Origin of the sequence: Xanthomonas sontii (assembly GCF_040529055.1) — a bacterium.
GTDB lineage: Bacteria > Pseudomonadota > Gammaproteobacteria > Xanthomonadales > Xanthomonadaceae > Xanthomonas_A > Xanthomonas_A sontii.
Map to the genome: position 1 here is coordinate 4620971 of NZ_CP132342.1, position 26228 is coordinate 4647198.

Annotated in this window: 27 protein-coding genes, 5 tRNA genes and 1 other RNA gene; 11 read left to right on the forward strand and 22 right to left on the reverse strand. The window is 69.9% G+C overall.

Annotation, left to right across the window (positions count from 1 at the left end):
- The first annotated feature begins 31 nt into the window (after positions 1-31).
- Genes RAB70_RS19450 through RAB70_RS19465 form a run of 4 tightly spaced genes read left to right on the forward strand, consistent with a single transcriptional unit; the run spans position 32 to position 4404 of the window.
- Positions 32-985: a MoxR family ATPase gene (locus RAB70_RS19450; RefSeq protein ID WP_026144543.1), complete on the forward strand. Its 954-nt coding sequence runs from the start codon at positions 32-34 to the stop codon at positions 983-985.
- Between the two features lie 5 nt (positions 986-990).
- Positions 991-1947, forward strand: coding sequence for a DUF58 domain-containing protein (locus RAB70_RS19455; protein WP_148828577.1), 957 nt, complete (start codon positions 991-993; stop codon positions 1945-1947).
- Positions 1940-3889: a DUF3488 and transglutaminase-like domain-containing protein gene (locus RAB70_RS19460; RefSeq protein ID WP_148828576.1), complete on the forward strand. Its 1950-nt coding sequence runs from the start codon at positions 1940-1942 to the stop codon at positions 3887-3889. The genes RAB70_RS19455 and RAB70_RS19460 overlap by 8 nt, the downstream gene beginning before the upstream one ends.
- Complete coding sequence (locus tag RAB70_RS19465; protein ID WP_017912067.1) at positions 3886-4404, forward strand: Slp family lipoprotein; 519 nt, start codon at positions 3886-3888, stop codon at positions 4402-4404. The genes RAB70_RS19460 and RAB70_RS19465 overlap by 4 nt, the downstream gene beginning before the upstream one ends.
- Before the next feature lie 81 nt (positions 4405-4485).
- Here RAB70_RS19465 and RAB70_RS19470 read toward each other — a convergent pair whose 3' ends face one another.
- The 4 genes from RAB70_RS19470 to dnaX form a co-directional block, all read right to left on the reverse strand.
- Positions 4486-4833: a histidine triad nucleotide-binding protein gene (locus tag RAB70_RS19470; protein WP_010342491.1), complete on the reverse strand. Its 348-nt coding sequence runs from the start codon at positions 4831-4833 to the stop codon at positions 4486-4488.
- A 75-nt stretch (positions 4834-4908) separates the two neighbouring features.
- Positions 4909-5523: a recombination mediator RecR gene (gene recR, locus RAB70_RS19475; protein WP_148828575.1), complete on the reverse strand. Its 615-nt coding sequence runs from the start codon at positions 5521-5523 to the stop codon at positions 4909-4911.
- A 213-nt stretch (positions 5524-5736) separates the two neighbouring features.
- The gene (locus RAB70_RS19480; protein WP_017909282.1) at positions 5737-6057 is read right to left on the reverse strand and encodes a YbaB/EbfC family nucleoid-associated protein; all 321 of its coding nucleotides are present in this window, start codon (positions 6055-6057) and stop codon (positions 5737-5739) included.
- 6 nt (positions 6058-6063) lie between these two features.
- Positions 6064-7941 carry a DNA polymerase III subunit gamma/tau gene (dnaX, locus tag RAB70_RS19485; protein WP_148828574.1) on the reverse strand — a complete coding sequence of 626 codons (1878 nt, stop codon included), beginning with the start codon at positions 7939-7941 and terminating at the stop codon, positions 6064-6066.
- Between the two features lie 236 nt (positions 7942-8177).
- Between dnaX and RAB70_RS19490 the strand changes: the two genes are divergently transcribed.
- Both RAB70_RS19490 and ffs read left to right on the forward strand, forming a co-directional pair.
- A tRNA-Ser gene (locus RAB70_RS19490) sits at positions 8178-8270 on the forward strand.
- Positions 8271-8369: 99 nt separating this feature from the next.
- Positions 8370-8466, forward strand: an RNA gene (gene ffs, locus RAB70_RS19495) — signal recognition particle sRNA small type.
- A 54-nt stretch (positions 8467-8520) separates the two neighbouring features.
- Here the strand turns inward: ffs and RAB70_RS19500 are convergent.
- The 7 genes from RAB70_RS19500 to RAB70_RS19530 are packed head-to-tail and all read right to left on the reverse strand — an operon-like array spanning position 8521 to position 12679.
- Positions 8521-8967: a molybdenum cofactor biosynthesis protein MoaE gene (locus RAB70_RS19500; RefSeq protein ID WP_017911706.1), complete on the reverse strand. Its 447-nt coding sequence runs from the start codon at positions 8965-8967 to the stop codon at positions 8521-8523.
- 3 nt (positions 8968-8970) lie between these two features.
- On the reverse strand, positions 8971-9216 hold the full coding sequence (locus RAB70_RS19505) for a MoaD/ThiS family protein (protein WP_017908887.1): 246 nt from the start codon (positions 9214-9216) through the stop codon (positions 8971-8973).
- Entirely contained in the window at positions 9213-9731 is a 519-nt protein-coding gene (gene moaC / locus RAB70_RS19510) for a cyclic pyranopterin monophosphate synthase MoaC (protein WP_017911705.1), read from the reverse strand. Before moaC ends, RAB70_RS19505 begins: the two co-directional genes overlap by 4 nt.
- A gap of 31 nt (positions 9732-9762) precedes the next feature.
- A complete protein-coding gene (locus RAB70_RS19515; RefSeq protein WP_148828573.1) occupies positions 9763-10137 on the reverse strand; it encodes a DUF4440 domain-containing protein in 375 nt (124 codons plus the stop codon).
- Between the two features lie 3 nt (positions 10138-10140).
- Positions 10141-11175, reverse strand: a complete 1035-nt coding sequence (moaA, locus tag RAB70_RS19520; RefSeq protein ID WP_148828572.1) for a GTP 3',8-cyclase MoaA — start codon at positions 11173-11175, stop codon at positions 10141-10143.
- Positions 11172-11930 (reverse strand): MBL fold metallo-hydrolase, encoded by a 759-nt coding sequence (locus RAB70_RS19525; protein ID WP_148828571.1) that lies wholly within the window; start codon positions 11928-11930, stop codon positions 11172-11174. The genes moaA and RAB70_RS19525 overlap by 4 nt, the downstream gene beginning before the upstream one ends.
- Entirely contained in the window at positions 11930-12679 is a 750-nt protein-coding gene (locus RAB70_RS19530) for a 3-deoxy-D-manno-octulosonic acid kinase (protein WP_017907817.1), read from the reverse strand. The genes RAB70_RS19525 and RAB70_RS19530 overlap by 1 nt, the downstream gene beginning before the upstream one ends.
- A gap of 20 nt (positions 12680-12699) precedes the next feature.
- On the opposite strand from RAB70_RS19530, the gene RAB70_RS19535 reads away from it, so the two are divergent.
- Entirely contained in the window at positions 12700-13749 is a 1050-nt protein-coding gene (locus RAB70_RS19535) for a glycosyltransferase family 9 protein (RefSeq protein ID WP_148828582.1), read from the forward strand.
- A 199-nt stretch (positions 13750-13948) separates the two neighbouring features.
- The gene (locus RAB70_RS19540) at positions 13949-14203 is read left to right on the forward strand and encodes a DUF2798 domain-containing protein (protein ID WP_017914811.1); all 255 of its coding nucleotides are present in this window, start codon (positions 13949-13951) and stop codon (positions 14201-14203) included.
- 47 nt (positions 14204-14250) lie between these two features.
- Here RAB70_RS19540 and RAB70_RS19545 read toward each other — a convergent pair whose 3' ends face one another.
- Positions 14251-14655 (reverse strand): DUF6165 family protein, encoded by a 405-nt coding sequence (locus RAB70_RS19545; protein WP_148828570.1) that lies wholly within the window; start codon positions 14653-14655, stop codon positions 14251-14253.
- 281 nt (positions 14656-14936) lie between these two features.
- Positions 14937-15027, reverse strand: a tRNA-Ser gene (locus RAB70_RS19550).
- 209 nt (positions 15028-15236) lie between these two features.
- Here RAB70_RS19550 and RAB70_RS19555 point away from each other — a divergent pair.
- The gene (locus tag RAB70_RS19555; RefSeq protein WP_017907821.1) at positions 15237-15941 is read left to right on the forward strand and encodes a PP2C family serine/threonine-protein phosphatase; all 705 of its coding nucleotides are present in this window, start codon (positions 15237-15239) and stop codon (positions 15939-15941) included.
- A gap of 169 nt (positions 15942-16110) precedes the next feature.
- Here the strand turns inward: RAB70_RS19555 and dnaQ are convergent, their stop codons facing one another.
- The 3 genes from dnaQ to RAB70_RS19570 are packed head-to-tail and all read right to left on the reverse strand — an operon-like array spanning position 16111 to position 18008.
- Complete coding sequence (gene dnaQ, locus RAB70_RS19560; RefSeq protein ID WP_148828569.1) at positions 16111-16848, reverse strand: DNA polymerase III subunit epsilon; 738 nt, start codon at positions 16846-16848, stop codon at positions 16111-16113.
- A gap of 29 nt (positions 16849-16877) precedes the next feature.
- Positions 16878-17336, reverse strand: coding sequence for a ribonuclease HI (rnhA, locus tag RAB70_RS19565; RefSeq protein ID WP_017907823.1), 459 nt, complete (start codon positions 17334-17336; stop codon positions 16878-16880).
- A 12-nt stretch (positions 17337-17348) separates the two neighbouring features.
- Positions 17349-18008, reverse strand: a complete 660-nt coding sequence (locus RAB70_RS19570; RefSeq protein ID WP_026143283.1) for a hypothetical protein — start codon at positions 18006-18008, stop codon at positions 17349-17351.
- 12 nt (positions 18009-18020) lie between these two features.
- Here RAB70_RS19570 and gloB point away from each other — a divergent pair, with 12 nt between their 5' ends.
- Together gloB and RAB70_RS19580 are read left to right on the forward strand one after the other, a co-directional pair.
- Positions 18021-18788 carry a hydroxyacylglutathione hydrolase gene (gloB, locus tag RAB70_RS19575; RefSeq protein WP_148828568.1) on the forward strand — a complete coding sequence of 256 codons (768 nt, stop codon included), beginning with the start codon at positions 18021-18023 and terminating at the stop codon, positions 18786-18788.
- On the forward strand, positions 18785-19996 hold the full coding sequence (locus RAB70_RS19580; protein ID WP_017914037.1) for a lytic transglycosylase domain-containing protein: 1212 nt from the start codon (positions 18785-18787) through the stop codon (positions 19994-19996). The genes gloB and RAB70_RS19580 overlap by 4 nt, the downstream gene beginning before the upstream one ends.
- A gap of 538 nt (positions 19997-20534) precedes the next feature.
- Here RAB70_RS19580 and RAB70_RS19585 read toward each other — a convergent pair.
- From RAB70_RS19585 to lon, 6 genes are all read right to left on the reverse strand, one after another.
- Positions 20535-22523, reverse strand: a complete 1989-nt coding sequence (locus RAB70_RS19585) for a peptidylprolyl isomerase (protein ID WP_148828567.1) — start codon at positions 22521-22523, stop codon at positions 20535-20537.
- Positions 22524-22710: 187 nt separating this feature from the next.
- Positions 22711-22787, reverse strand: a tRNA-Asp gene (locus tag RAB70_RS19590).
- Between the two features lie 115 nt (positions 22788-22902).
- A tRNA-Asp gene (locus RAB70_RS19595) sits at positions 22903-22979 on the reverse strand.
- A 27-nt stretch (positions 22980-23006) separates the two neighbouring features.
- Positions 23007-23081 (reverse strand) — tRNA-Val (locus RAB70_RS19600).
- Between the two features lie 11 nt (positions 23082-23092).
- Positions 23093-23365: an HU family DNA-binding protein gene (locus RAB70_RS19605; RefSeq protein ID WP_010341124.1), complete on the reverse strand. Its 273-nt coding sequence runs from the start codon at positions 23363-23365 to the stop codon at positions 23093-23095.
- 229 nt (positions 23366-23594) lie between these two features.
- Positions 23595-26063, reverse strand: a complete 2469-nt coding sequence (lon, locus tag RAB70_RS19610) for an endopeptidase La (RefSeq protein WP_148828566.1) — start codon at positions 26061-26063, stop codon at positions 23595-23597.
- Positions 26064-26228 lie beyond the last annotated feature (165 nt).

Genomic DNA, 26228 nt, shown 5'->3' on the forward strand with positions numbered 1-26228 from the left:
GTACACTCCCTGAAACCGTTGCGAGAATGCGATGCCTACTCCGCCCCGCTTGCCGGAAATGCTAACCGATACGTTGCGCGAGGCGCTCACGCGCGCACAGCAGCAGGTCAACGCGCTGGTCCTGGGCAAGCCGCAACAGGTGCGCATGGCGTTTGTCGCCCTGCTGTCCGGCGGACATCTGTTGATCGAGGACCTCCCCGGCCTGGGCAAGACCACCCTGGCGCATGCGCTGGCCGCGAGCCTGGGGCTGGGCTTCCAGCGCGTGCAGTTCACCTCCGATCTGTTGCCGGCCGATGTGCTCGGCGTGTCGGTGTACGACGCGCAGTCGCGCCAGTTCCAGTTCCACCCCGGCCCGGTGTTCACCCACGTGCTGCTCGCCGACGAGATCAACCGCGCGCCGCCGCGCACGCAGAGCGCGCTGCTGGAAGCGATGGCCGAACAGCAGGTCACCCTCGACGGCACCACCCATCCGCTGCCCTCGCCGTTCTTCGTGATCGCCACGCAGAACCCGGTGGACCTGTCCGGCACGTTCCCGCTGCCCGACTCGCAACTGGACCGCTTCCTGCTGCGGCTGGCGCTGGGCTATCCCAACGCCGAGGCCGAACGCGCGCTGCTCAGCGGCAGCGACCGCCGCGACCTGATCGCACAGGCGCAGCCACTGCTCGGCGAGGCCGACATGGCCACGCTGCGCCAGGGCGTGGAGCAGATCCATGCCAGCGAGGCGCTGGTCGGCTACGTGCAGGCGCTGCTGGCGCGCAGCCGCCAGCATCCGGGCGTACGGGTGGGCCTGTCGCCGCGCGCCGGCATCGCCCTGCTGCGCGCGGCCAAGGCGCATGCGCTGCTGCTCGGCCGCGGCCATGTGCTGCCGGAGGACGTGCAGGCGCTGTTCGTGGCTGTGGCCGAGCACCGCCTGGTGGCCGAGCAGGAATCGGCGTCCGGCCAGGCCCTGGCCAAGGCGATCCTGCACAGCGTCGCGGTGGACTGACACCGATGCCGGGCGGGCGGCGCGACTGGCGGCAGCGACTGGCGCAGTTGGCCGCGCCGCGCGCGCCGGAAGCGCTGCCGGTGCAGTTGGACCGGCGCCGCATCTACATCCTGCCCACGCCGTTCGGCGGCTTCCTGGCGCTGCTGCTGGCGGCGATGCTGCTCGGCGCGCTGAACTACAACAACAACCCGGCGCTGCTGCTGGCGATGCTGCTCGGCGCGGCCGCAATGGCCAGCGCCATCGCCGCGCACCTGCAGTTGTCCGGGCTGCGGCTGGAAGCGCTGTCGGCCGAGCCGGTGGCGGCCGGGCAGCCGCTGCGTCTGCGGTTGGCGCTGGCCACCGCCGACGGGCGCCGACGGCGCGGCCTGCGCGTGCGCCACGGTGCCGCCCACACCTACCTGGACCTGCACCGCGACGACCGCAACGAGGCCGACCTGGAGGTGCCCACCGAGCGTCGCGGCTGGCTGGACCTGCAGCGTATCCAGGTCTCCACCACCCAGCCGCTGGGCCTGCTGCACGCCTGGGCCTGGTTCTGGCCGGACACCCCACTGCTGGTCTATCCGCAACCGGAAGCCGACGGCCCGCCGCTGCCTGCAGGCGCCGGCACCCCGACCCAGACCCGCCTGCACGCGCTCGGCGAGGAACTGCATCAGTTACGTCCCTACCGCGCCGGCGATGCGCCGCGGGCGATCGCCTGGAAGCACTCGGCGCGCCGCGACACCCTGCTGGTGCGCGAGTACGAACGCCCGATCGGCGTGGACGTGGTGCTGGACTGGCGCACGCTGCCGGCCTTGCCGCACGAACGCCGCATCGCGCGGCTGGCGCGCTGGGTCGAGGAAGCCGAGCGCGACGGCCGCCGCTACCGCCTGCTGCTGCCGGGGCAACCGGCGCTGGGGCCGGGCCGCGGCCCGCAGCACCGGCATCTGTGCCTGCGCGCGCTGGCGCTGCTGCCGCATGACTGAGCCACGCTCGCCCGCACTGCACGCCGCCAGCCGCGCCTGGGCGCTTGGCGCGGCGCTGCTGGCCTTGCTGCCGCTGCTGCTGCAGTTGCCCGCGACGTTGGCCTGGCTGATCGCGCTGTCCGCGCTGCTGATCGGCGCCAGTTCGGCGTGGCGGCCGCTGCCGGCGCTGCTGCGCCTGGCCCTGGTCGCGGTCATGCTCGCGGCGCTGTACTGGCAGGTCGGCCTGCGCTTCGGCCGCGATACCGGCTGCGCGCTGCTGGCGGCGATGCTGGCGATCAAGCCCTCGGAACTGAAGAGCCTGCGCGATGCGCGCAGCCTGCTCGGCTTCGCCCTGTTCGCCCCGTTCGCCGCCTTCCTGCTCGACCAGGGGCCGGTGACGATGGCGCTGGGGCTGGCCGCGGTGATCGCGGCCCTGCTGTGCATGCAGCGCCTGGCCGACCAGGAAGGGCACAGCACGCAGCGCCCGCTGCGCGGGCAACTGCGCGGCGTCGGCCGCCTGCTGGCGCTGGGCCTGCCGCTGGCGCTGGCCGCGTTCTGGCTATTCCCGCGCCTGGGCTCGCCGCTGTGGGGCGTGCCGGAACGCGCGCTGGGCCGACCCGGCCTGTCGGACACGATGAGTCCGGGGCAGTGGCTGGACCTGTTGGCCGACGACACCCCGGCGTTGCGTGTGCAGTTCTTCGGCCCGGTGCCGGCGCCGGCGCAGCGCTACTGGCGCGGCCCGGTGCTATGGGATTTCGACGGCCGCACCTGGCGTGCGCAGCGCGACAACGCCTTCGCGCCGGCACCGCCGATCCAGCTCGCACCCGGCGGCTGGGACTATCAGCTCGAGGTGGAACCGACCGACCGCCGGCAACTGGTCGCCCTGGATCTGCCGCGGCAGGCACCGGCCGGCACCCGGCTGACGGCCGACGCCGTGCTGCAGACCGAACGCCCGCTCAGCGCGCTGACCCGCTGGCGGCTGCGGTCGGCGCTGCCGCAACGGGTGGAGGCCGATCTCGCGCCGGCGCAACGGCAGCGCGCGCTGGCGTTGCCGCCCGGCTACAACCCGCGCACCCTGGCGCTGGCCCGGCAGTGGCGGCAGCAGGCCGGCGCCGACGATGCGGCGATCGTCGCCCGCGCCCTGCAATGGATCCGCCGCGACTTCGCCTACACCCTGGAGACGCCGCTGCCCGGCCGCGACGGCGTGGACGAGTTCCTGTTCCAGCAGAAGGCCGGGTTCTGCCAGCACTTCAGTTCGGCGTTCGTGGTGCTGATGCGCGGCGCCGGCATTCCTGCGCGCGTGGTCACCGGCTATGCCGGCGGCACCCGCAATGCGTTCGGCGACTACTGGGTGGTGCGGCGCATGGACGCGCACGCCTGGGCCGAGGTGTGGCTGCCGCAACGCGGCTGGGTGCGGGTGGACCCGACCGCGGCGGTGGCGCCGGAACGCATCTACGACACCCTGGAGGACCGCCTGGGCAGCGATGCCGGCGCGCAGGGCGGCGCCGCAGACTGGCGCTGGCGCGACCTCGCCGACTGGGCGCGGCGCGGCTGGAACGACCTGGTGCTGTCCTTCGACGCCAGCCGCCAGCAGCGCCTGCTCAGCCAATTCGGCGTACCGAAGTTGGATCCCGGCCAACTGGTGGCCCTGTTCGCCGGGTTCGCGGCGCTGCTGCTGGGTGCGATGGCCTGGTGGCTGGCGCGCGGCGAGCGCGAACGCGATCCGCTGCTGCGGGCCTGGCGGGCGCTGGGCCGGCGCTACGCCCGGCGCGGGCTGGGCCGCGACCCGCACGAACCGGCCCTGGCCTGGGCCGCTCGCGTACAGCGAGAAACCGGCGATGCGAGCCTGATTCCGCTCAGCCGGCGTTTCGCCGATGCGCGCTACGCTGGCGCTGATTCGGACAGCGCTTCATTGTTGCGCGACCTGCGCAGGCACCGTCCGCCCACTGGAGCATCCCGATGAAGATTCGCCTGCTGTTCCCCGTGATCGCTGCGTTGGCGCTCGGCGCCTGCGCCACCGCCCCCAAGCCGCTGCAGGGCCAGTTCGCGCCCGTCAGCCCGCGCGACTCGGTCGCCGGCCATCAGGCCGGCGCGCCGGTGCGCTGGGGCGGCAAGATCATCAAGACCACGCCCGGCCAGGGCCAGACCTGCTTCCAGATGCTGTCGCGCCCGCTCAACGCCAGCGGCCGTCCGGACAGCGATGCCGCCGACGCCAGCGATGGCCGCTTCATCGCCTGCCGCGCCGGCTTCTACGACCCGGCGGTGTTCGAACCCGGCCGCGAAGTGACCTTCATCGGCCACGTGTCCGGCTACGACAACACCCGCATCGGCGAGTACGACTACCGCCTGCCGAAGATGGACGCGGACGTGGTGTACCTGTGGCCGGTGGTGCGCCAGGTCGAAGTGGTGCCCGCCTATCCGTACGGCCCCTGGGGCGGCCCGTGGGGTCCGTGGGGCCCGCGCTGGGGCTGGTGGTAAGCCCTGCGTTTCTGCCGCAACGAAAAACGCCGCTGATCCAGCGGCGTTTTTTTATGCCTGCACGTTCGCGCCAGCCGCTGCTCAGGGCGTACCGAAGCGCCCCAGCGGCGCACCGGCGAGCAGATGCAGGTGCAGATGGAACACGGTCTGCCCGGCGTGCTCGCGGCAGTTGATCACCACCCGGTAGCCGTCCTGGGCCAGGCCCTGCTCGCGCGCGTAGCTGGCCGCGGCCAGCACCAGCCGGCCGACCAGGGTCGCCTGCTCCGGCGCCAGGTCGTCCAGGGTCGGAATCTCCACCTGCTTGGGAATGAAGAGCACATGCACCGGCGCCTGCGGCGCGATGTCCTTGAAGCCGAGCACGGCGTCGTCCTCGTAGACGATGCTGGCCGGAATTTCGCGACGGATGATCTTGCCGAAGATGGTGTCCATGGAGCGCGCCCGGAACGAAAGAAGGGGCCGCCGTTATAGCCCAATTCGGCGTCGTACCGCAGCCGCGTGCGGCGGTTATTCGCCGGTGCCGGTGCGCGGCACTTCGCTGCGGCTGCCGAAGGCGTGCGACAGCGTGCCGCGATCCACGTACTCCAGCTCGCCGCCGAGCGGCAGGCCCTGCGCCAACCGGCTCGGCCGCACGCCATGCTGACGCGCCAGTTGCGCCAGGTAATGCGCGGTGGCCTCACCTTCGACGGTGGAATTGGTGGCGATGATCAGCTCGGCCACCTCGCCCTGCGCCAGCCGCGCGCCGAGCCGGTCCAGGCCCAGTTCGCGCGGGCCGATGCCGTCCAGCGGCGACAGCCGGCCCTGCAGGATGAAGTACAGCCCGCGGTAGCCGGTGGCGTGCTCGATCGCCAGCCGGTCGGCCGGCGACTCCACCGCGCACAGCTGCTGGCGGTCGCGCGCGGGACTGGCGCAGATCGCGCAGAGCTCGGTCTCGCTGAAATCGCGGCATTGCGCGCAATGACCGATGCGCTCGATCGCCTCGTGCAACCGCTCGGCCAGACGCTGCCCACCCTCGCGCTCGCGCTCGAGCACGTGATACGCCATGCGCTGCGCAGTCTTCTGGCCGACGCCAGGCAACACGCGGAACGCATCGATCAGTTGTTCGAGCAGCGGCGAGCTCATTGTGGTTGGGGATTCGGGAGTGGAGATTGGGGATTCGTAAGGGAAACATCGCTGTCACGCGATGTTTTCGTAGAAGCGGCTTCAGCCGCGACGGCGTGACCTGACCGGTCGCGGCTGAAGCCGCTCCTGCCAGAGGAATTCACCGAAGCAGGAAAGGCAGCGCACTCGCGAGACACCGCGAATCCCCACTCCCGAATCCCGAATCCCGGCCCCTCAGAACGGCAGCTTCATGCCCGGCGGGATCGGCATGCCGGCGGTGGCCGCGCCCATGCGCGCCTTGGATTCGGCATCGATCTTGTTGGAGGCGTCGTTGAACGCGGCGGCGATCAGGTCCTCGGCCATTTCCTGGTCGGCCAGGATGCTCGGATCGATCCGCACCTTGCGGCACTCCTTGGCGCCGGTCAGGGTCACGTTGACCATGCCGCCGCCGGCGCTGCCGGTGACTTCCAGCTTGGCCAGTTCTTCCTGGGCGCGCTGCAGGTTTTCCTGCATCTTCTGCGCCTGTTGCATCAGTTGGGCGATATTGCCGCGCATCGTGGTTCACTCATCGTAGGGACGGATGGAATCGGGGACGACCCGCGCGCCTTGCTGCTGGATCAGCGCCTGCACCGCCGGGTCGTTCATGAACGCGGTCTCGGCCGCGTTCTGGCGCTCGCCGCGTTGCCGGTGCGAGCGCTCATGCAGGGTTTCGGCATCGACCGCGATACCGCTTTCGATGACGATCTTCGGCCGCTGGCCCAGCGCATCGGCCAGGGCCGCGGCCAGTTCGCCCAGCGAGCGTTCCGACTGCAGGTACTCGAAGCCCGGCGACAGCGACAGCCGCAGCACGCCCTCGGCATGACTGACGAAGGCGGCGTTGGCGGCGAGTTGCCGCGAGGGGCCGCTCAGGCCGCAATCGGCGACCAGTTCCAGCCAGTCCTCGGCACTGTGCAGCGCGCGCGGCGTATCGGACACGGCGGCGTGGGTGCGCGGCGGCGCCAGCGGCGGCACCATCGCCATTTCCGGTTCGGCGGCCGCAGCCGTGGCCGCGGCCGGAACGACCGCTGGCGCCGGCGTCGCGACGGGCGCGGACGGCGCTGGGCGTGCCGCCGGCGGTGCCGGCGGATCCCAGGGCGGATCCAGCGGGGCCGCCGCCGCACTGGGCGCAGCCGCCACGGGCGCAGCGGGAACCGGCGCCGGCGCGGCAGCGACAGGCGCCACCGGGGCAGCGGCGGCCACCGCGACAGGTGCCGCCATCGCCGCCGCAGGCGCACTGGCGCCGGCCGCCGTCGCATTGCCGTGCCCCTGGGTGGGGGTGGCCGCGCCGGTCGTCGTGCCGGCCGGCAGCGCCGTGACGCCCATCGGCCGGAACGCCAGCATGCGCAGCAGCGCCATCTCGAAGCCGGCGCGCGGGCTCGGCGCCAGATACAGGTCGCGGCGCCCGTTCAGCGCCATCTGGTACCACAGCTGCACGATCTCCGGACGCAGGCGCTCGGCCAGCGGCGCCGGGTCCAGTCCGTCCAGCGCGGGCATGGCCGCGCCCGGCACCAGTTGCCGCACCTGGATGCGATGCAGGGCCTCGGCCAGCGCCTCCAGCACCCCGCCCCAGTCGGGCGAGAACTCGGCCAGCCCGGCCACCACCTGCAGCAGCCGCTGCCCATCGGCATCGGCCAGGGCGTCCAGCATCGCCCCGACCTGGGTGCGATCGACCGTGCCCAGCATCGTCCGCACCACGTCGTCGCGCAGCGCGCCGCCGGCGTAGGCGATGGCCTGGTCGAGCAGCGACAGGCCGTCGCGCAGGCTGCCGTCGGCGGCCTTGGCCAGTTGCACGATCGCCGAGGCATCCACCTCGATCTGCTCGGCGGCCAGGATCTTGGTCATCTGCCCCTGGATCTGCTCCTCGTCCAGGCGCTTGAGGTTGAACTGCAGGCAGCGCGACAGCACCGTCACCGGCAGCTTCTGCGGGTCGGTGGTGGCGAGCAGGAACTTCACGTGCTCCGGCGGCTCTTCCAGGGTCTTCAGCAGCGCGTTGAACGCCGCCTTGGAGAGCATGTGCACTTCGTCGATCAGGTAGACCTTGAACTTGCCGCGCGAGGGCATGTACTGCGCGTTCTCGATCACCTCGCGCACGTCGTCCACACCGGTGTTGGACGCGGCGTCGATCTCCAGCAGGTCGATGTAGCGGCCGGCGTCGATGTCCAGGCAGGCCGCGCACTGGCCGCACGGGTCGGCACTGGTGCCCTGCTCGCAGTTCAGCGACTTGGCGAAGATGCGCGCGATGGTGGTCTTACCGACGCCACGGGTGCCGGTGAACAGAAAGGCGTGGTGCACCCGGCCGCTGTCCAGCGCGTTGGTGAGCGCGCGGACCACATGCTCCTGCCCCACCAGCTCGGCGAAACGCTTGGGGCGCCACTTGCGGGCGAGAACGAGATAGGACATCAGGCGACCGTCTTCATCTGAACCGCCATTGTGCCACGCCGGGCCATCGCGATCGTTCAGTCGCCCGGTCAGCCGCCGTCCCGACGCGCGCCGCCTCGGGCGCAGGGCTGCGTGCGACGATGAACAGGGCAAAGGTGACGCCGGTCAGCGCGACCGCGGCGGCTCGCCTTGTGAACGGCGGCCATGACGGCTAGAATTCCCGCCCTTGCCCGGACCGCATGGCCCGCGCAAGACCCGGAGAGGTGTCCGAGTGGTTGAAGGAGCACGCCTGGAAAGTGTGTAAGCGTCTAAACCGCGCTTCGGGGGTTCGAATCCCCCTCTCTCCGCCAGATTCGAATGCGCTTCCCTCGCAGAGTTGCTCCGCCCATGGCGTAAGAACTCAAAGGGAAAGACCGCGCCACTGGCGCGGTTTCGTCTCTATGGTGGCCCCGTCGGCCCCTCGCGACGCTAGGTCGAAAACCCCGCCAGGGCCGGAAGGCAGCAACGGTATCGATCGACGCGGGCGCCGAGGTCAGCCGGCGGGGTTACCACCCTTCTACGACGACGAACGATCAGCCTAGATCTCGATCGCGCACGCCGCTATCCGCGCGACGACGCCTGCGCCTCCGGATGCAACCACCCCGCATCGCCCTCGCGGTAGCGTTCGCGCTTCCAGATCGGCACGCGCGCCTTGACCTCGTCGATGACGTAGCGGCAGGCGTCGAAGGCGGCGCCTCGGTGCGCGGCGACCACACCAACCCACACCGCCAGGTCGCCGATCGCCAGTTCGCCGACGCGGTGCACGCAGCGCAGGTCGAGGATGGCGAAGCGGGCCAGGGCCTCGTCGACGATGCGCTGGCCTTCGGCCTCGGCCAGTGCGGCGTAGGCCTCGTAGTGCAGGCCGTCGACCGCGCGGCCGTCGTTGTGGTCGCGCACCCAGCCTTCGAAGCTGGCATAGGCGCCGGCCTGGGCGTGCGCCAGCGGGGCGCGCAGCGTGGCGATGTCGAGCGGTCGGTCGGCCAGCCGGAAACGCGGTTCGGTGGACATGGCTCAGCCTCCCGAAACCGGCGGGATGAACACCACTTCGCTGCCGTCGCGCACCGCCTCGTCCCAGCCGACGAAGGCGCTGTCCACCGCCACCCGCAAGCGATCCAGCGGCCAGCGCAGGCCATGGCGCGCGTCGAGTTCGGCATACAGCGCGCGCAGGTTCGGCGCATCGGTATGCACCTGTTCGCGTTCCAGGCCCGCGGCCTCGCGCAGGCTGGCGAAGTACAGCACGCTCACCTGGACGCTCATGCCACGCTCCCGACGTCGCGCTTGCCGCCACGCTTGCCGACCAGCCGCACCGGGCCGATGGTCATCGCGTGGGTCAGCGCCTTGCACATGTCGTAGACGGTCAGCGCGGCGACGCTGGCGCCGGTCAGCGCCTCCATCTCCACGCCGGTGCGGTGCACGGTGCGCACCGTGCATTCGATGCCCAGCACCTGCGGCGAGCGCCAGTCGATGGCGAAGCGGCAGCCGTCGATCGGCAACGGATGGCAGAACGGAATCAGTTCGTGGGTGCGCTTGACCGCCATCGTGCCGGCGATCACCGCGGTGTCGACGATGCCGCCCTTGGCGCTGCGCAACGCGTCGGCGCGCAACTGCGCGGCCACGCGGGCGGGGAAGCGCACCTGCGCCTCGGCCACCGCCACACGCGCGGTGGCGGCCTTGGCGGAGACGTCGACCATGGTCGGCAATCCCTGCGGGTCCAGATGGGTCAGCGCCGGCGCGGCGGCGCGCGCGGACGTGGCGGAGGTCTTCTTGGTCATGGATTGCGCTGCCGCTCCCACGGCGCGATCTTCAAGCGCCGCCGGGGATCGGCGTGCCTTGGTGGAACAGCATGCGCCATTGGCCGTCGCGATACCGCCAAAGCGAACTGCGCAGCGCCTGCCGCGGCGGCTCGCCACCGCCGCTGCGCTCGCTGCGATAACGCAGGTGCACCAACTCCGGTTCCAGCAGCTGCACATCGATGTCGAATGCACAGTAGCGAAATGCGCCCGACTCAGCCGGTAACGCCTGGAGCACCGCCGGCTTGTCGAAGCAGCGGCCGGAGGCACCGAACTCGACGAAGGCGTCGTCGAGCAGTTCCGCCACGCGCGCCGCCGAGGCACGCACCGCCGGTTCCAGCAATTCCAGTTCCAGCGCGACCAGCGCACGTTGCACGGCGGCGTCCATGGCTCAACCGCCGATCAGGAACATTTCGACGTGCTTGCCGCGCGTGGCGGTCGCCGCGCCGCGCAGTTCGCTGTAGCGATCGTCGCGGCGTTCCCACAGCGCACGCACGCGCTCGACCAGCGCCTCCTCGCCCCCCGCCAGCGCCGGCCGCAAATCGGTGCCCTCGCCCGCGAACAGGCAGGTGTAGAGATGGCCATCGGCGGACACGCGAGCGCGGTGGCAATCGCCGCAGAACGGCGTACTGACCGAGGTGACGAAACCGATCTCGCCGCCGCCATCGGCGAACGCATAGCGCGCGGCGACCTCGCCCGGGTAGTGCGGCGCCAGCGCCTGCAGCGGCCAACGTGCGGCGATGCGGTCACGCAACTCGGCGGCCGGCACCACCCGCTCGCGGCGCCAGGCGTTGCAGGTGCCCACGTCCATGTATTCGATGAAGCGCAGCACATGGCCGCTGCCGCGGAAATGCGCCAGCAACGGCAGCACCTGGTCGTCGTTGATGCCGCGCTGGACCACGCAATTGAGCTTGACCGGCCCCAGCCCGGCCGCGACCACCGCGTCGATGCCCTCCAGCACCTGCGCGATCTCGCCACGGTCACCGGACAACTTCCGGAACACCGTCGGCTCGATCGCATCCAGGCTGACCGTGACCCGGCGCAGGCCGGCCTCGCGCAAGGCCTGCGCATGCCGCGCCAGCAGCGCGCCGTTGGTGGTCATGGCCAGATCGTCCACGCCGGGGATGCGCGCCAGCCGCCGCACCAACTCGGGCAGATCGCGGCGCAGCAGCGGTTCGCCGCCGGTCAGGCGCAGCTTGTTGACGCCGTTGCGGACGAAGGCGCGGGCCACCGTCTCCAATTGCGCGAACGACAGCCGCGAAGCGGCGTCGAAGCCGTAATCGTCCGGCACCTTGTCGGCAGGCATGCAGTAGCCGCAGCGGAAGTTGCAGGCCTCGATCACCGACAGCCGCAGGTCGCGCAACGGCCGCCCGCGCCGGTCCGCCGGCGTCGCCGACGCGAGCGGCGGGCGCGGCAGCGCGTTCATCCCGCCGGGACCTGCGGCGCGCGCGGCGCGGACAGCGCCACGCGCTCGCCCGGCCGCGCCACGCGGTGGCCGCGCGCGCGCAGGGCCTCGGCATCGTCGGCGCTGGCGTAGTGGTAGAGCATGGTCCGTTGCAGCAGCTCGGCGGGGTATTCCCGCTCCAGGTCGTCGACCCCAGTATGCGACGGGTTGCCGTGAAGACCGCAGTCGTGGGCCACCAGTTCGCCGTCGTCGGCATACCGGTTCAGCATTTCCGGGATCGGCCGGGTGTCCCCGCTCCACACCAGCGCGCCCTGCAGGCGCAGGCCGTAGGCGGTCTCCGGCCAGTGGTGGCGCACCGGGAACACCTCCAGGCGCACGCCCTCGTGCCAGAACGCATCGCCCACCGCGATCAGCTGGAACGCATCCCAGAAGTTGGCGCCGCCCTCGGCCAGCACGTTCGGATAGTCGGCCACGCGGCGGTGCAGCAGCGGCAGCACCGTGGCCGGCACGTACAACCGCACCTTGCCACGGCGCTCGGAAAAATAGCTGTCCACGAACAGCCGCTCGAAGCCGGCGACGTGGTCCAGATGCACGTGGGTGACGAACAAGGCCTGCGGCATCGCGCCGTAGTGCGCCTGGTAGGCGGTCAGCCCCTCGCCGCCGCAGTCGATGGTCAGCCACGGCCGGCCATCGCGCTCGATGGTGGCCATCGGCGAGCCAAGCGCCACCGCCGAGGCATTGCCCACGCCCTGGAAACGCAGCGCCCAGTCCGTCATCAGCAGCCGCGCTCCCAGGCCAGGTCGTAGGCGCGGCGCAGGCGCGCGTAGTCCTTCTCCACCGCATCGACGCTGCGCTCGCCGCGCAGTTTCAGCAGCGAACGACGCAGCCGCTTGAGGTTGCGCTCGCGCCAGCGGGTGGCGGGAATGCGCAGCACGCCGCGGTCGAAGTCGATCAGCCAGCCGCGGCCGTTGCCGTCGAACAGGATGTTCTGCGCATTGAGGTCGGCGTGGTCGAGGCCGGCGCGATGGAAGCGCGCGATCAGCCGACCCGCCTCCTCCCACGGCGCGCCGCGGCCCGCCAGATGCGCACGATCGGCCAGCGAGCGCACGCCCTCCAGCCGCTCCATCAGGATCGCCGCGCGGTAACGCAGCCCCTGGCGCAGATAGCAGGCCGCCAGCGGCCGCGGCACCGGCAGCTTGCGCGCGATCAGCGCGCGCATCAGCCGGAACTCGGCGAAGCTGCGGGTGCGGTCGGCGCCGGTCCACAGGTAGCGGTCGCGGACCAGCTTGGCGACCAGCCCGCCGCGGCGGTACTGGCGCAGCACGCAGCTGCCGAACGGGGCATCGACGAACCAGGCGCCGCCGCGGCCGCCGGCATCCACCGGGCGCGCGCGTTCGCCCCAGGCGGCGGCGGAGAACAGCGCCGGTTCGGCTTGCCGCAGTCGTTCGCGGTCGAACAGAATGGCCCCGTAGCCGCGGCCCTCGCGGTACGGCGTCAGCGCTTCGGTGGCGTCGAATGCAACCATCCAGCGAGTCTAACAACACCATGCCGGCAACGCTCCCTTCGCTGTGCCTGTTGCGCCTGTCGGCGCTAGGGGACGTGACCCACGTGGTGCCGCTGGTACGGACCCTGCAACGCGCCTGGCCGCAGGCGCCGGCGTTGCACTGGATCATCGACAAGGCCGGGCACAAGCTGCTCGACGGCCTGCCGGGCGTGGTCTTCCACCCCTACGACAAGCGCAGCGGCCTGGCCGGCATGCGGGCCTTGCGCCGCGCCCTGCCGGCGCAAGGCTTCGACGCGCTGCTGCAGATGCAGGTGGCGTTGCGCGCCAACGTGCTGTCGGCGTTCGTGCCGGCGCGCCGCCGCATCGGCTACGACCGCAGCCGCTCCAAGGACCTGCACGGCCTGTTCGTCAACGAACGCATCCCCGACCGCCCCGGCATCCACGTGCTGGAGGCGATCGGCAGCTTCTGCGAGCCGCTGGGGCTGCGCCAGACCGAAGTGCGCTGGGACCTGCCGGTGCCCGAGGACGCCCATGCCTGGGCGCGTGCGCAATGGCCCGAGGACGGCCGTCCGGCGCTGCTGATCTCACCTTGCTCCAGCCACCAGCGTCGCAACTGGTATGCCGAGCGCTACGCCGCGGTGGCCGACCATGCCGCCACGCAGGGCTGGCGGGTGGTGCTGTGCGGCGGCCGCAGCGACCTGGAGCGCAGCACCGCCGACGCCATCGTCGCAGCGGCGCGCACGCCGGTGCTCGACCTGGTCGGCCGCGACACGCTCAAGCAACTGCCGGCGCTGCTGCAGCGCGCGGCACTGGTGCTGACTCCGGACTCCGGCCCCATGCACATCGCCAACGCCATGGGCACCAAGGTGCTGGGCCTGCACGCGGCCAGCAACCCGCGCCGCAGCGGCCCGTATTCGGACATCCGCTACTGCGTGGACAAGTACGACGCCGCCGCGCGCAAGTACCTGGGCAAGCCGGCCGCGCAGTTGAAGTGGGGCAGCAAGATCGAGTTCGACGGCGTGATGGAACTCATCGCGGTGGACGATGCGATCGCCGCATTCGAGCGCTATCGCGCCGACCACGGCCACTGAGCCCGGTTGCGGCGCCCGCGGCGCCGCTCTACCATCGCCGCGCGTCCTGCCGCCGACCCGGCCCGCAGGAGCCGCCGTAAGCGTTTACGTCAATCAACGCGCCAACTGCGCCGGATCCGTCCGGGGCTGTTTCCCGCCCGGGCCTGGCAGGCCGTTGGCGGGTGGCGCCTTCGATCGACCGGCTTACGGAGAGTCCGCAATGTCACGTTTCCCGCTGTTTTCCCGCAAGCTGTCCCCGCGCCATGCCGCCTGGGTCACCCCGCTGCTGCTGTCGGTGCTGATGACCTGCATCGTCTCGATGATCAGCACCCTGCGCAGCGTCGGGCTGGCGCCCGGTGTCGGCACGCTCTGGCTCGGCGCCTGGGCGCTGTCCTGGCTGGTGGCCTTCCCCACCCTGCTGCTGGTGCTGCCGCTCGTGCGGCGCCTGACCGGACTGGTGGTCGCACGCAACTGAGGTGCGGCGCGTTCCGGGAGACTGCAACGCCTCCCGGAACTCTGCCCTCACACCGAGGCGTTGCGGTAGTCCTGGTAGGACTTCTCTTCCACGTAGCTGGAGCCCAGGGCCAGGTTGATTTCCTTCTTGAGCCGCGCGCGTTCGTCGTTTTCGTAGTACACGCTGCGCGCCAGCTTGATGAACTCCTCGTCGAAGGCCTGCGCCTTCTCCTTGATCCGGATCTCGTCCTCGATCACCCACAGGCGCTCGTTGACCGCCTTCAGTTCCGCGCGCAGGCGCGCCACGTCGCCGCCGGCCGCCGGATGCGCCATCCAGGTCTTTTCCAGTGCCGACAGTTCGGCACGCACATTGGCCAGCTTGCCCGGATCTTCGATGCGCTCGGACTTGATCTGCAGGATGGCGATCTTGTCGAGCAATTCGCCGAAGGACACGGGCACCAGGATTTCGGACATGGCAGACACCAAAAACAGGAGAAAAGAGAGTGTAACGGCCGCGTCTTAAAGCGGCGTCGGCACGCGTCGCGATCGCCCAAAAACAAAAGGCCCCTGACGGGGCCTGATGCGAAACTGGCAGGAAGGGGTGATGCACTCGGTGCATGCTGCACCCCGCCCTGCGGGCGGCTGCGCCGTGCGCATCGGCTGTCGCCGATGGGTCGAACCCGCGGGGCTTCTCACCCCCCACTCCTGCACCGATCACACTCTGCGACCGCTGGAGGATGCGCGCGCGATGAAACTGGCGGGAAGGGGGGGATTCGAACCCCCGAGGCGCTATAAACGCCTGCCTGATTTCGAGTCAGGTACATTCAACCACTCTGCCACCTTCCCGGGTGGTCCCCGGCGGACCGGGGGCGTGCATCATACGGTCCCCGCCGCGCGCGGACAAGCGGCCAGGCGCCGAGCCACCGCAAGCGCCCCGGCGCCGCGGGGCGATGAACCCCGCCTGCTGCGTGCCGCGCGCGGCGATTGCCTGATCCGCGCGCGACCGCGATGATGCCCGTCGACCCCAGAAAACACCGGCCGGCCGCAGGCGCGCAATGATCGAATTCGGACATCTCACCCACGTCGGCCTGCGCCGCGACCTCAACGAAGACACCTACTACGGCGACCACGAACTGGGGTTGTGGCTGGTGGCCGACGGCATGGGCGGCCACGCCTGCGGCGAGGTCGCCAGCGCCCTGGCGCGCGAGGCCATCGTCCGTGAAGTGCGCGGCGGCACCGCGCTGGCGCAGGCCATCCGCATCGCCGACGAGGAAATCATCCGCGCCTCGCAGCGCCGCAACGACACCCTGCCGATGGGCACCACGGTGGTGGCGGCGCGGGTGCAGGGCAACCGCTTCGAGGTAGCCTGGGTCGGCGACAGCCGCGCCTACCTGTGGCGCGACGGCAAGCTGGCCCAGCTCAGCCAGGACCACAGCTACGTGCAGGAACTGATCGCGCAGGGCGCGCTCACCGCCGAACAGGCGCGCGCGCATCCGCACCGCAACGTGGTCACCCAGGCGCTGGGCGTCACCGATCCGCAGCACCTGAACGTGGCGACGATGACCGGCGAGCTGCGCCCGGGCATGCGCCTGCTGCTGTGCAGCGACGGGCTGACCGAGGAAGTGGACGATGCCGGCCTGGCCAACGCGCTGGGCCACGACGACTGCAGCGCGCAGGAATGCGTGGACATGCTGGTCGCCGCCGCGCTCGACGAAGGCGGCTCGGACAACATCACCGCGATCCTGGTGCGCTGTCACTAGGGCGTGTCATCCACCCCGGGCATGCGGCACCCTGCTGCGCGCGCCCTTGAAGTCGAAGCGCGAAAAAGCGAACGCCAGCAGTCCACGCCCGAACGATGGCGCGCTTGGCGCGTAGCCAGCCAGCCCCCCAGGATTGGCGTAGCAGACGCGCCACCCGCGCAAGGCGGCCTCAGCCGGCCACCGCGTCCACCACGACCGGTTCGGCGTCGTCCCACAGCGCGCGGCCGGCCTTCTTGCGCAGCTTCTCCAGCCGCGCCTGGTGCGCTTCCAGTTCCGAGGCCGTCGGCAACACCCGCGGCCGCGGCAACAGCATGGTCATGTCGAATGCCGGCCCCTGCGCCGCCGCATGCGCGGCGCCGTCCTCGGCCAGGGCGAAGCCGATTTCCTCCTGGCCGGAGGTCAGCGCGATGTACACGTCGCTGAGGATCTGCGCATCGAGCAGCGCGCCGTGCAGTTGCCGGTGTGAGTTGTCCACGCCCAGCCGCTTGCACAGCGCATCCAGCGAATTGCGCTGGCCGGGGAAGCGCTCGCGCGCCAGCAGCAGGGTGTCGATCACCGTGGCACGATCGAGGATGCGGCCGTAGGACTCGCCCAGCCGCGACAGTTCGTAATCCAGAAAGCCCAGGTCGAACGAGGCGTTGTGGATGATCAGCTCGGCGCCGTCGATGAACTCCAGGAATTCGTCGACCACCTCGTGGAATTCCGGCTTGTCGGCAAGGAAATCCAGGGTCAGGCCGGTGACTTCCTGCGCGCCGGGTTCGAAATCGCAGTCCGGGCGCAGGTAGCGATGGAAGTTGCGCCCGCTGGGGCGGCGTTCGAGCAGTTCCACCGCGCCGATTTCGACGACGCGGTTGCCCTTCTTCCATTCCAGGCCGGTGGTTTCGGTATCGAGGATGATCTGACGCATGGGACTCGCAGCGGAAAAGGAAGACAAGATCAGGTCGCGACGGCGGCGCCGCCGGCGCGCACGTGCAGGGCCTGGTTGCGCGCCAGCTGGTCGACCCGCTCGTTGTCCGGATCGCCGTTGTGGCCCTTGACCCAGCGCCAGTCGATCGTATGCCGCTGCGCGGCCGCATGCAGCCGCTCCCACAGATCGCGGTTCTTGACCGGATCGCCGCCGGCGGTCTTCCACTGCCGGCGCACCCAGCCCGGCATCCATTCTGTAATGCCCTGGCGCACGTACTGCGAGTCGGTGTGCAGCACGATCTGGCACGGCTCGTTGAGCGTCTCCAGCGCCATGATCGCGGCCATCAGCTCCATGCGGTTGTTGGTGGTGTGCGCCTCGGCGCCGGCCACCTCGCGCTCCAGTCCCTTGTAGCGCAGCAGCGCGGCCCAGCCGCCGGGGCCGGGATTGCCGAGGCAGGCGCCATCGGTATGGATGTCGACAGTCTTCATGAAACTCCGTGTTCAGATGGAAGCGACCGAGCCGCGCCAGCGGACCGGCGCGCGCAACGGAATGGGGCCGATGCCGGCGGCGGTGCGTTTTTCCGCCTGCAGCAGGCAGACCGCGCGCAGCGGCGCGGTGGAGGTAGCCGGGCCGACGCCGCCGCGGGTCGGCCACACCGGCCCGAGATAGCGCAGTTGCTCCACGCACGGCAAGCCGACCTGTTCGAGCAGGCCGCGCCAGCTACCTGGCGGACGCGCCACCAGGCCCTGGCGGCGCCAGCGCAGCCGGTACGGGCTCACCGCATTGAGCGCGAACAGCCACACGCGGCCGCCCGGCATCAGGATGCGCTCGCATTCCTCCAGCAGCGCCGCCGCGTCGGCGGCGAGCACGTGCTGCAGGACGATGGCGTTGACGCTTTCCGACGGCAGCGGCAGTGGCAGCGTGCACACCAGGTCGCCGGCGTAGCCGCAGGCGCTGCGGTGCAGGCGCACGCCCCGCCCCGGCAGCTCGCGCGCGGGGGGCGGTAGCGGCACCGGGGCCAGCCACAGCCAGGGTTGCGCGGGGCGCTTGAGCAAGGCGTCGAGGATCAGCGGCTGCTCGGCCTGCAGCAACGCCTGCGCCCCGGCAGTATCAAACCAGGATGAGACGTTGGCTTGACGAGGGAGCGACACGGCAGGCATGGTGCCAATTCTATGCGACTGATCGCCCTGCCCGCATTCCAGGATAACTACATCTGGGCGATCGCCACGGACGACGGGCGTGCGTTGCTGGTCGACCCTGGCCAGGCCGAGCCGGTGCTGGAGGCCGCGGCCCAAGGGCTGCAACCCGCCGCCATCCTGCTGACCCATCACCACGACGACCATATCGGCGGCGTCGCTGTCTTGCGCGAACGCTGGCCGGATCTGCCGGTGTACGCGCCGGACGACCCCCGCATTGCCGGATTTTCGTGCGAGCGGGTCGGCGACGGCGATGTCGTGAAGGTGCTGGACTGGCAGTTCGATACCCTCGCCGTCCCCGGCCATACCCGCTCGCACCTGGCCTACGTCGGCCAGGGCCATCTGTTCAGCGGCGATACGCTGTTCAGCCTGGGCTGTGGGCGCATGTTCGAAGGTACGCCCTCCCAGATGTTGGGTTCGCTGCAGCGCCTGTCCGCCCTCCCGGGGCAGACGCTGGTCTGCTGCGGACACGAATACACCTTGGCCAATGCGGCATTCGCCGTCACGGTCGATCCCACCAACGCTGCCCTGCGGCAGCGCCATCAGGAAGCCCAGGCCATGCGTCACGCTGCCCGCCCCACCGTTCCCGTCACTCTCGCCAGCGAACTGGCGACCAATCCGTTCCTGCGCACCGCTTCGGCGGCGATCCAGCAGGCGATCGGCGCCCGGCTCGGCCGGGGGGTGTGCGACGAAGTGGAAGTCTTCGCCGAATTGAGGCGCTGGAAAGACGATTTCCGCGCATGAGGGCGCTGGCGTTGACGGCGGCGCTGACGCTGGCGATAGCGTCGGCGGCGCCCCCCGCGGCGGCCGCGACTCCGCTTGCGGCGGCACTCGAGCAGACCGTGGCGGGCCTGAACGGCCTGCCGACGGACGCGGCGGCACTGCCGCCGCCGACCACCCGTAACGGGCATGACATCCTCGCCCGCTTCCGCGACGGCCTGGCCGATGCGCGCTGCGACGCCGGCGCCACCGATGCGCGCTGGCAGCAGCAGTTCTCGCGCGCGCCGTCGCGGCTGGCCGACGAGGACGAGGACGTGCTGCCGCTGTTCGGCTACGTGGTCGACGAACTGCGTGCGGCCAACCTGCCGACCGAATTCGCGCTGATCCCGTTCGTGGAGAGCGGCTACCGCCCGGCCGCGCGCAACAGCAGCGGCCCCGCCGGCCTGTGGCAGTTCATCCCCGGTACCGCGCGCAACCACGATGTCCCGCTGGAGAACGGCTACGACGGCCGTCTGTCTGCGGTGGACTCCACCCGCGCCGCAGTGCGCTATCTGAAGACCCTGCACGGCATGTTCGGCGGCGACTGGCGCCTGGCGATCATGGCCTACAACGCCGGCGAATACCGCGTGCTGCAGTCGATGCGCCGCGCCGGCATGAACGCGCAGAACGCGCAGCCGGACAAGCTGCCCGGGCTGTCCTCGGTCACCTATGCCTACGTCGAGAAACTGCACGCGCTGGCCTGCGTGCTGGAACAGGCGCAGACCCGCGACGAATGGATGGCCTCGCTGGATCGCGACGTTCCGATCCTGCAGGCGCAGACCCTGCCCGCCGGCATGGCACTGGACGAATGGGCGCGGCGCCAGGCGCTGCAGGGCAACCAGCTCGCCCGGCTGAACCCGGCCCTGGGCAACGGCCGCAGCGCCAAGCGCGCACTGCCGGTGCTGGCGCCGCGCAGTCTGGGCGGCCCCGTGCTGGCCCAGGACACCGCGCCGCCGGCGCAGGACGACACCCCGGTCGTCGCCACCGTGGCCAGCGCCGACGACACTCCCGCGCCGAACCGTGCCAAGCGCGCCGGCGCACGCTCCCGCCACACGCACACCGTGCGCGACGGCGACACCGCCTGGAACATCGCCAAGCGCTACGGCATCACCGTGCAGGCGCTGCTGATGAAGAACGGCCTGTCCGCGCGCAGCGTGCTGCGTCCCGGCATGGTGCTGAGCTACGAGGACTGATCGCGCTCCGGCTGCGGCGGGACGAGCTTCGGCCCATGCTGCAACGTCCACGGATGTGCAGCCACGCCGCGGGGATGACCACCCGTTTCCCCGCGCCTACGACCAGCATGATCGCCTGCAAGGCAGGCCTATCACGGCATCCAGCGCCGACGACAACTGCGCGCCTTGCCCCTAGTCCGGCGTGAAGAAGATCCTGGCCCGGCGCGCAATGCCGGTGGTGCCGACGGCGCTGCACAACATGTGGACCAGCATGTGGAGCAAGTGCAACGCGCGACTACGGCAACAGTTGTGACTCGATCGCCACCGCGCACAGCGCCTCGTGCCAAGCGAAAGCGACGGCATGACGTGCTTGCCCCCCCCCCCCTTCGCCACCACCAAGCCTGCCGGCGACCACAGCCGCATGCCTGCACCTGCCGCGCCTCTCCCCACGGCGACGCGCGCACGTCGATCAGCCACGCACACGTCGATGCCCCTGAAACGCAACAGGCCCGGCAATGCCGGGCCTGTTGCGTGCCGCTTTACGCTGTCGAAGCAGCGGTTACAGCTGCGATTCCTGCACGCTGATCTTGAAGCGCTTGCGCATCGCATCGACGTAGGCCTTGGCATCGGCCTCGCCTTCGATGCGCGCCAGCTGCTGCTGGAACATCGTCTGCTGCTCGGCCGGCACCTTGCTCAGGTCGCCCGGCGTCACCTTGGTGACCGCAAACAGCGCATAGCGCTTGCCCACGGTGCCCGGCGCCGCAGGCAGCTCGACCTTGCCCACCGACGGCTTGCCGTCGGCCGGCTGCGGCGCGCTGAAGATCGCCTGGCTGGCCTGCGCACTCGGCATCGGCACGTTGCGCGGCAGACCCGGCATCGGGTTGATCTGCAGCTTCTCCGGGCCGGCCAGGGCCTGCAGGGTCTCGCCCTTGCGCAAACGCGCCAGCAGCGCATCGGCCTTGGCAGCGGCCGCCTTGGCGGTGCGGTCGGCATGCACCGCGGCCACGACCTGCTCATGCACCTTGGCCAGCGGCTGGATCTGTTCCGGCTGGTGCTGGGTCACGCGGATCAGCACGCTGTGGTTCGGCCCCAGGTTGATCGGGTCGCTGACCGTGCCGTCCTGCACCAGGGTGTCGGAGAACGCGGCGCGCAGCACCGCCGGCTGTGCGGCGATGCCGCTGGCGGTGGCGCGCGAGAACGGCCCCAGCGTCTGCACCGGCAGGCCCACTTCCTTCGCCGCCGAAGCCAGCGCGGTCGGGTTCTTGTAGACCAGGTCCACCAGCTTGCCGCTCAGGTCGCTGAAGGCCTTCTCGCTGTCGGCCTTCAACTGCTCGCTGGCGAGCTGGTCGCGCACCTGCTCGAACGACTTGCCTTCGCCGCCCTTGACCTGGCGCAGCTGGATCACGTGATAGCCGAATTCGCTCTTGATCGGGCCGACGATCTCGCCGGGCTTCATCGCGAACAGCGCGTCCTCGAACGGCTTCACCATCACGCCCTTCTCCACCCAGCCCAGATCGCCGCCGGCGTTCTTGGAACCAGGATCGTCGGAGTTGGCGCGGGCCAGCGCGGCGAAATCGGCGCCGGGCTGCTTGGCTTCGGCCGCCAGCTTGGCCGCCTTGGCCTCGGCCGCCTTCTGCGAGGCCGCGTCCTTGCCGGCGCTGATCAGGATGTGCGAAGCCAGCCGCTGGTCGGGCTCGACGAAGCGCGCCTTCTCGTCGTCGTAGCGCTTGCGCAGCGTCGCCTCGTCGGCCGGCTTGACCGGCGGCAGGCTGGCCGCGTTGAGGTCGACGTACTCGATCGTCACGGTTTCCGGCTGCTTGAAGTCGGACTTGTGCGAGTCGTACCACTGCTGCACCTGCGCGTCGCTGACCGGTGCGGTGTCGGCCGGCATTTCCGGCAACAACGCCATCTCCACGTCGCGGGTCTCGCCCAGCATCTTCAGCAGGCGCTCGGTTTCCGGCTTGGTGGCGAACGCCGATTCGGCGATGCCCGACGGAATCACCGACTGCTGCAGCGCGTCGCGCACCAGTTGCTGGAACATGGTCGGCGTCCGCGGCGGCGTGCCCGAGGCCAGGGCCAGGCGGTAGCGCTCCGGATCGAACTTGCCGTCGTTCTGGAACGCAGGCATGGAGCTGATGTAATCGCGCACCGCGGCATCGCCGATGACCACGCCGGCGCGTTCTGCCGACAGCTTCGCCACCTGCTCGTCGATCAGCTGATCGAGCAGCTTGCGCTTGTTGTCGATGCTTTCGAACGCGCGCGGATCGAAGTTCTCGCCCTGCTGTTCGCGCGCCTGGATGCGCGCCTGCTCGAAGCGGGTACGGAACTGCTCCGTGCTCACTTCGTGGTGCTGCCACAGCAGCGACACCGGCCACCACGACGGCGCCGACGACCACCACGACGGCGGCGCCTGCACCTTGGCGACATTGTTGGCACCGACGCCACCGAGGTAGCTGTTGTCGATGACGAACAGGAACGGAATCATCAACAGACCGATGATCGCGGTGGCGATCCAGCCCGAGGTCTTTTCGCGAAGTTTCTGCAGCATTGGGAACCGACGGCCTATTGGCGAGCCGCGCAGTTTAACCCGCTTCACGCCTTGCGGCAGAACCGGCGGCCCGGCAACCCGCGCCGCTCATGCGTCAAGGCGGCGAATCCGGAGCGCATCGAGGACAAAAACCAGCGCACTGCGGAAAAAAAGAAACCCCCGATCGCTCGGGGGTTTCGCGTACAAATGGCGGAGTGGACGGGACTCGAACCCGCGACCTCCGGCGTGACAGGCCAGCATTCTAACCGACTGAACTACCACTCCGCGTTTGAACGGAGGCGGGCGCGAGGCCCGCTTTCCCGCAGCGGCCGGGCCAACGCTGGCGCGTGGGCGACTGCGAGAAACGAAACCCCCGATCGCTCGGGGGCTTCGGTACAACTGGCGGAGTGGACGGGACTCGAACCCGCGACCTCCGGCGTGACAGGCCAGCATTCTAACCGACTGAACTACCACTCCGCTTTTGAAACCTGTCGCTTGGTGCTCTGGTGGGTGCTGAGGGTTTCGAACCCCCGACCCTCTCCGTGTAAAGGAGACGCTCTACCGCTGAGCTAAGCACCCTAGCGAGTCGATTAGTTTACGGCATCCTTCAGCGCTTTACCAGCCTTGAACGTCGGATTCTTCGACGCCGCGATCTTGATGGAGTCGCCGGTCTTCGGGTTGCGGCCGGTGCGCTCGGCACGGTCGCGCACCTGGAAGGTGCCGAAGCCCACGAGCGTGACGCTGTCGCCCTTCTTCAGGGCCTTGGTCACTTCCGACACGAAGGCGTCGATGGCACGACCGGCTTCGGCCTTGGAGATGTCGGCGGCAGCGGCGATCGCGTCGTTCAGTTCGGCTTTATTCATTTCTTGATGACTCCATGTGCGGCAGAAGACCGCGGATTGAGGATCGGGTGTCGGCGTGGCCTGCCTCGCCTGGGCGAGACCCCGATGGATATGTTTTGCACTACCAAGCACGCCCGTTCGCGGTGCTCGCAAGCGCTGCATTTATACCAGCGGGCCCATACCCGCGCAAGCCGAAAAGCCAACAACGGCGCGGGTTTGAGCCGTTTGCGCGGGTGCGGTTCAGCGCGCGTCAGTGCTTGACGCGCGGGTTCGAGGATGCTTTCTGCTTGCGCCGCGACGGCGCCTGTTCGGCGTCGGCGGCGGGCTTCGGCGCGAGCGGACGCTCCAGTGCCAGATCCAGCACTTCGTCGATCCACTTCACCGGCACGATCTTCAGATCGCGGGTGACGTTCTCCGGGATGTCCGCCAGATCCTTGCGGTTCTCCTCGGGGATCAGCACGGTGCGGATGCCGCCGCGCAATGCGGCCAGCAGCTTCTCCTTGAGTCCGCCGATCGCCGAGACGCGGCCACGCAGGGTGATCTCGCCGGTCATCGCCACCTCCGACTTGACCGGCACCTTGGTCAGCATCGACACCAGCGAGGTCACCATCGCGATGCCGGCACTGGGGCCGTCCTTCGGCGTGGCGCCGTCCGGCACGTGCAGGTGCACGTCGTGCTTCTGCAGGAAGTCCGCCTCGATGCCGAGCCGCTCGGCGCGCGAACGCACCACCGACAATGCGGCCGACGCCGATTCCTTCATCACGTCGCCGAGCTGGCCGGTCAGGATCACCGCGCCCTTGCCCGGAACCAGGGTCGATTCGATCTGCAGCAGATCGCCGCCGACCTCGGTCCAGGCCAGGCCGGTCACCAGGCCGATCTCGTTCTGCTCCTCGGCGCGACCGAAGTCGTAGCGGCGCACGCCCAGGTACTTGTCCAGGTTCTTCGAGCCGACGCTGACGCGCGCCTTGTCCTTGCGCGCGGCGCCCTTCTTCGCTGCGGCCTTCTTCGCCGGGGCGGCCGGCTGCGGACCGGCCAGGGCGATCTCCTTGACCACCTTGCGGCAGATCTTGGCCACTTCGCGCTCGAGGTTGCGCACGCCGGATTCGCGCGTGTAGTAGCGCACGATGTCGCGGATCGCGTCGGCACCGATCTCCAGCTCGTCCTGCTTCAGGCCATTGGCCTTGAGCTGCTTGGGCACCAGGTAGCGTGCGGCGATGTTGAGCTTCTCGTCCTCGGTGTAGCCGGGGATGCGGATCACTTCCATGCGGTCCAGCAACGGGCCGGGGATGTTCAGCGAATTGGAGGTCGCCACGAACATCACTTCGGACAGGTCCAGGTCCACTTCCAGGTAGTGGTCGTTGAAGGCGTTGTTCTGCTCGGGGTCGAGCACTTCCAGCAGCGCCGAGGACGGATCGCCGCGGAAATCCATCGACATCTTGTCGATCTCGTCGAGCACGAACAGCGGGTTCTTGCTGCCGACCTTGTTGAGGTTCTGCACGATGCGACCGGGCATCGAACCGACGTAGGTCCGGCGATGGCCGCGGATCTCCGCCTCGTCGCGCACGCCGCCCAGCGACATGCGCACGAACTTGCGGTTGGTGGCCTTGGCGATGGACTGGCCCAGCGAGGTCTTGCCCACGCCCGGCGGTCCGACCAGGCACAGGATCGGCCCCTTCATCTGCTTCACCCGCGACTGCACCGCCAGGTACTCAAGGATGCGGTCCTTGACCTTCTCCAGGCCGTAGTGATCGGCGTCGAGGGTTTCCTGCGCGACCTTCAGGTCCTTGCGCACCTTGCTGCGCTTCTTCCACGGCACGCCCAGCAGCCAGTCGAGGTAGTTGCGCACCACCGCGGCTTCGGCCGACATCGGCGACATCTGCTTGAGCTTGTTGAGTTCGGCCTTGGCCTTGGTCTCCACCGGCTTGGGCATGCCGGCCTCGGCGATCTTGCGCGCCAGCTCCTCCAGTTCGCCCGGCGCATCGTCGAGGTCGCCCAGTTCCTTCTGGATCGCCTTCATCTGCTCGTTGAGGTAGTACTCGCGCTGGCTCTTCTCCATCTGCGACTTGACCCGGCCGCGGATGCGCTTCTCCAACTGCTGCACGTCGATCTCACCGTCGACCAGGCCGACCAGCATCTCCAGGCGCTCGCCCACTTCCAGGGTTTCCAGCAGGCGCTGCTTGTCGGCCAGGCGCACGCCGATGTGCGCGGCGATGGTGTCGGCCAGGCGGCCGGGCTCGTCGATGCCCGACAAGGTCTGCAGCAGCTCCGGCGGCAGCTTGCGGTTGGTCTTGACGTACTGCTCGAACAGCGACATCAGCGAGCGCGCGATCGCCTCGACCTCGCGCTCCTCGCGCGATTCGGCGGCATCGATCTCGCGGCCTTCGCCCTGCAGCGCGCCGTCGCGCTCGGCGACCTTGTCGACGCTGACCCGCGACAGGCCCTCGACCAGCACCTTGATGGTGCCGTCGGGCAGCTTCAGCAGTTGCAGCACCTGCGCCAGCGTGCCGACGTTGTACAGGTCGGCCGCCGCCGGGTCGTCGGTCTCGGCGGACTTCTGCGCGACCAGCAGGATGCGCTTGTCGGCCTCCATCGCGTGCTCGAGCGCGCGCATGGATTTGTCGCGACCGACGAACAGCGGGATGACCATGTGCGGGAAGACCACGACGTCGCGCAACGGCAGGACCGGCAGGTCGAGGACTTCGGATTGGGACTGGGCCATGAGGATTCCGATTTGGGAGGCGGGAACGCGATGCGGGCGGCCATAAAAACGCCGATGGCCCCGTTATGGGGCCATCGGCTGGACGATGCAAGGGGAGAACAGAACCCCTTTATGTTTCAGCGACTTACCGGCAGGCACGGGGCGCGCGACGGGGTCGCCGCGCAC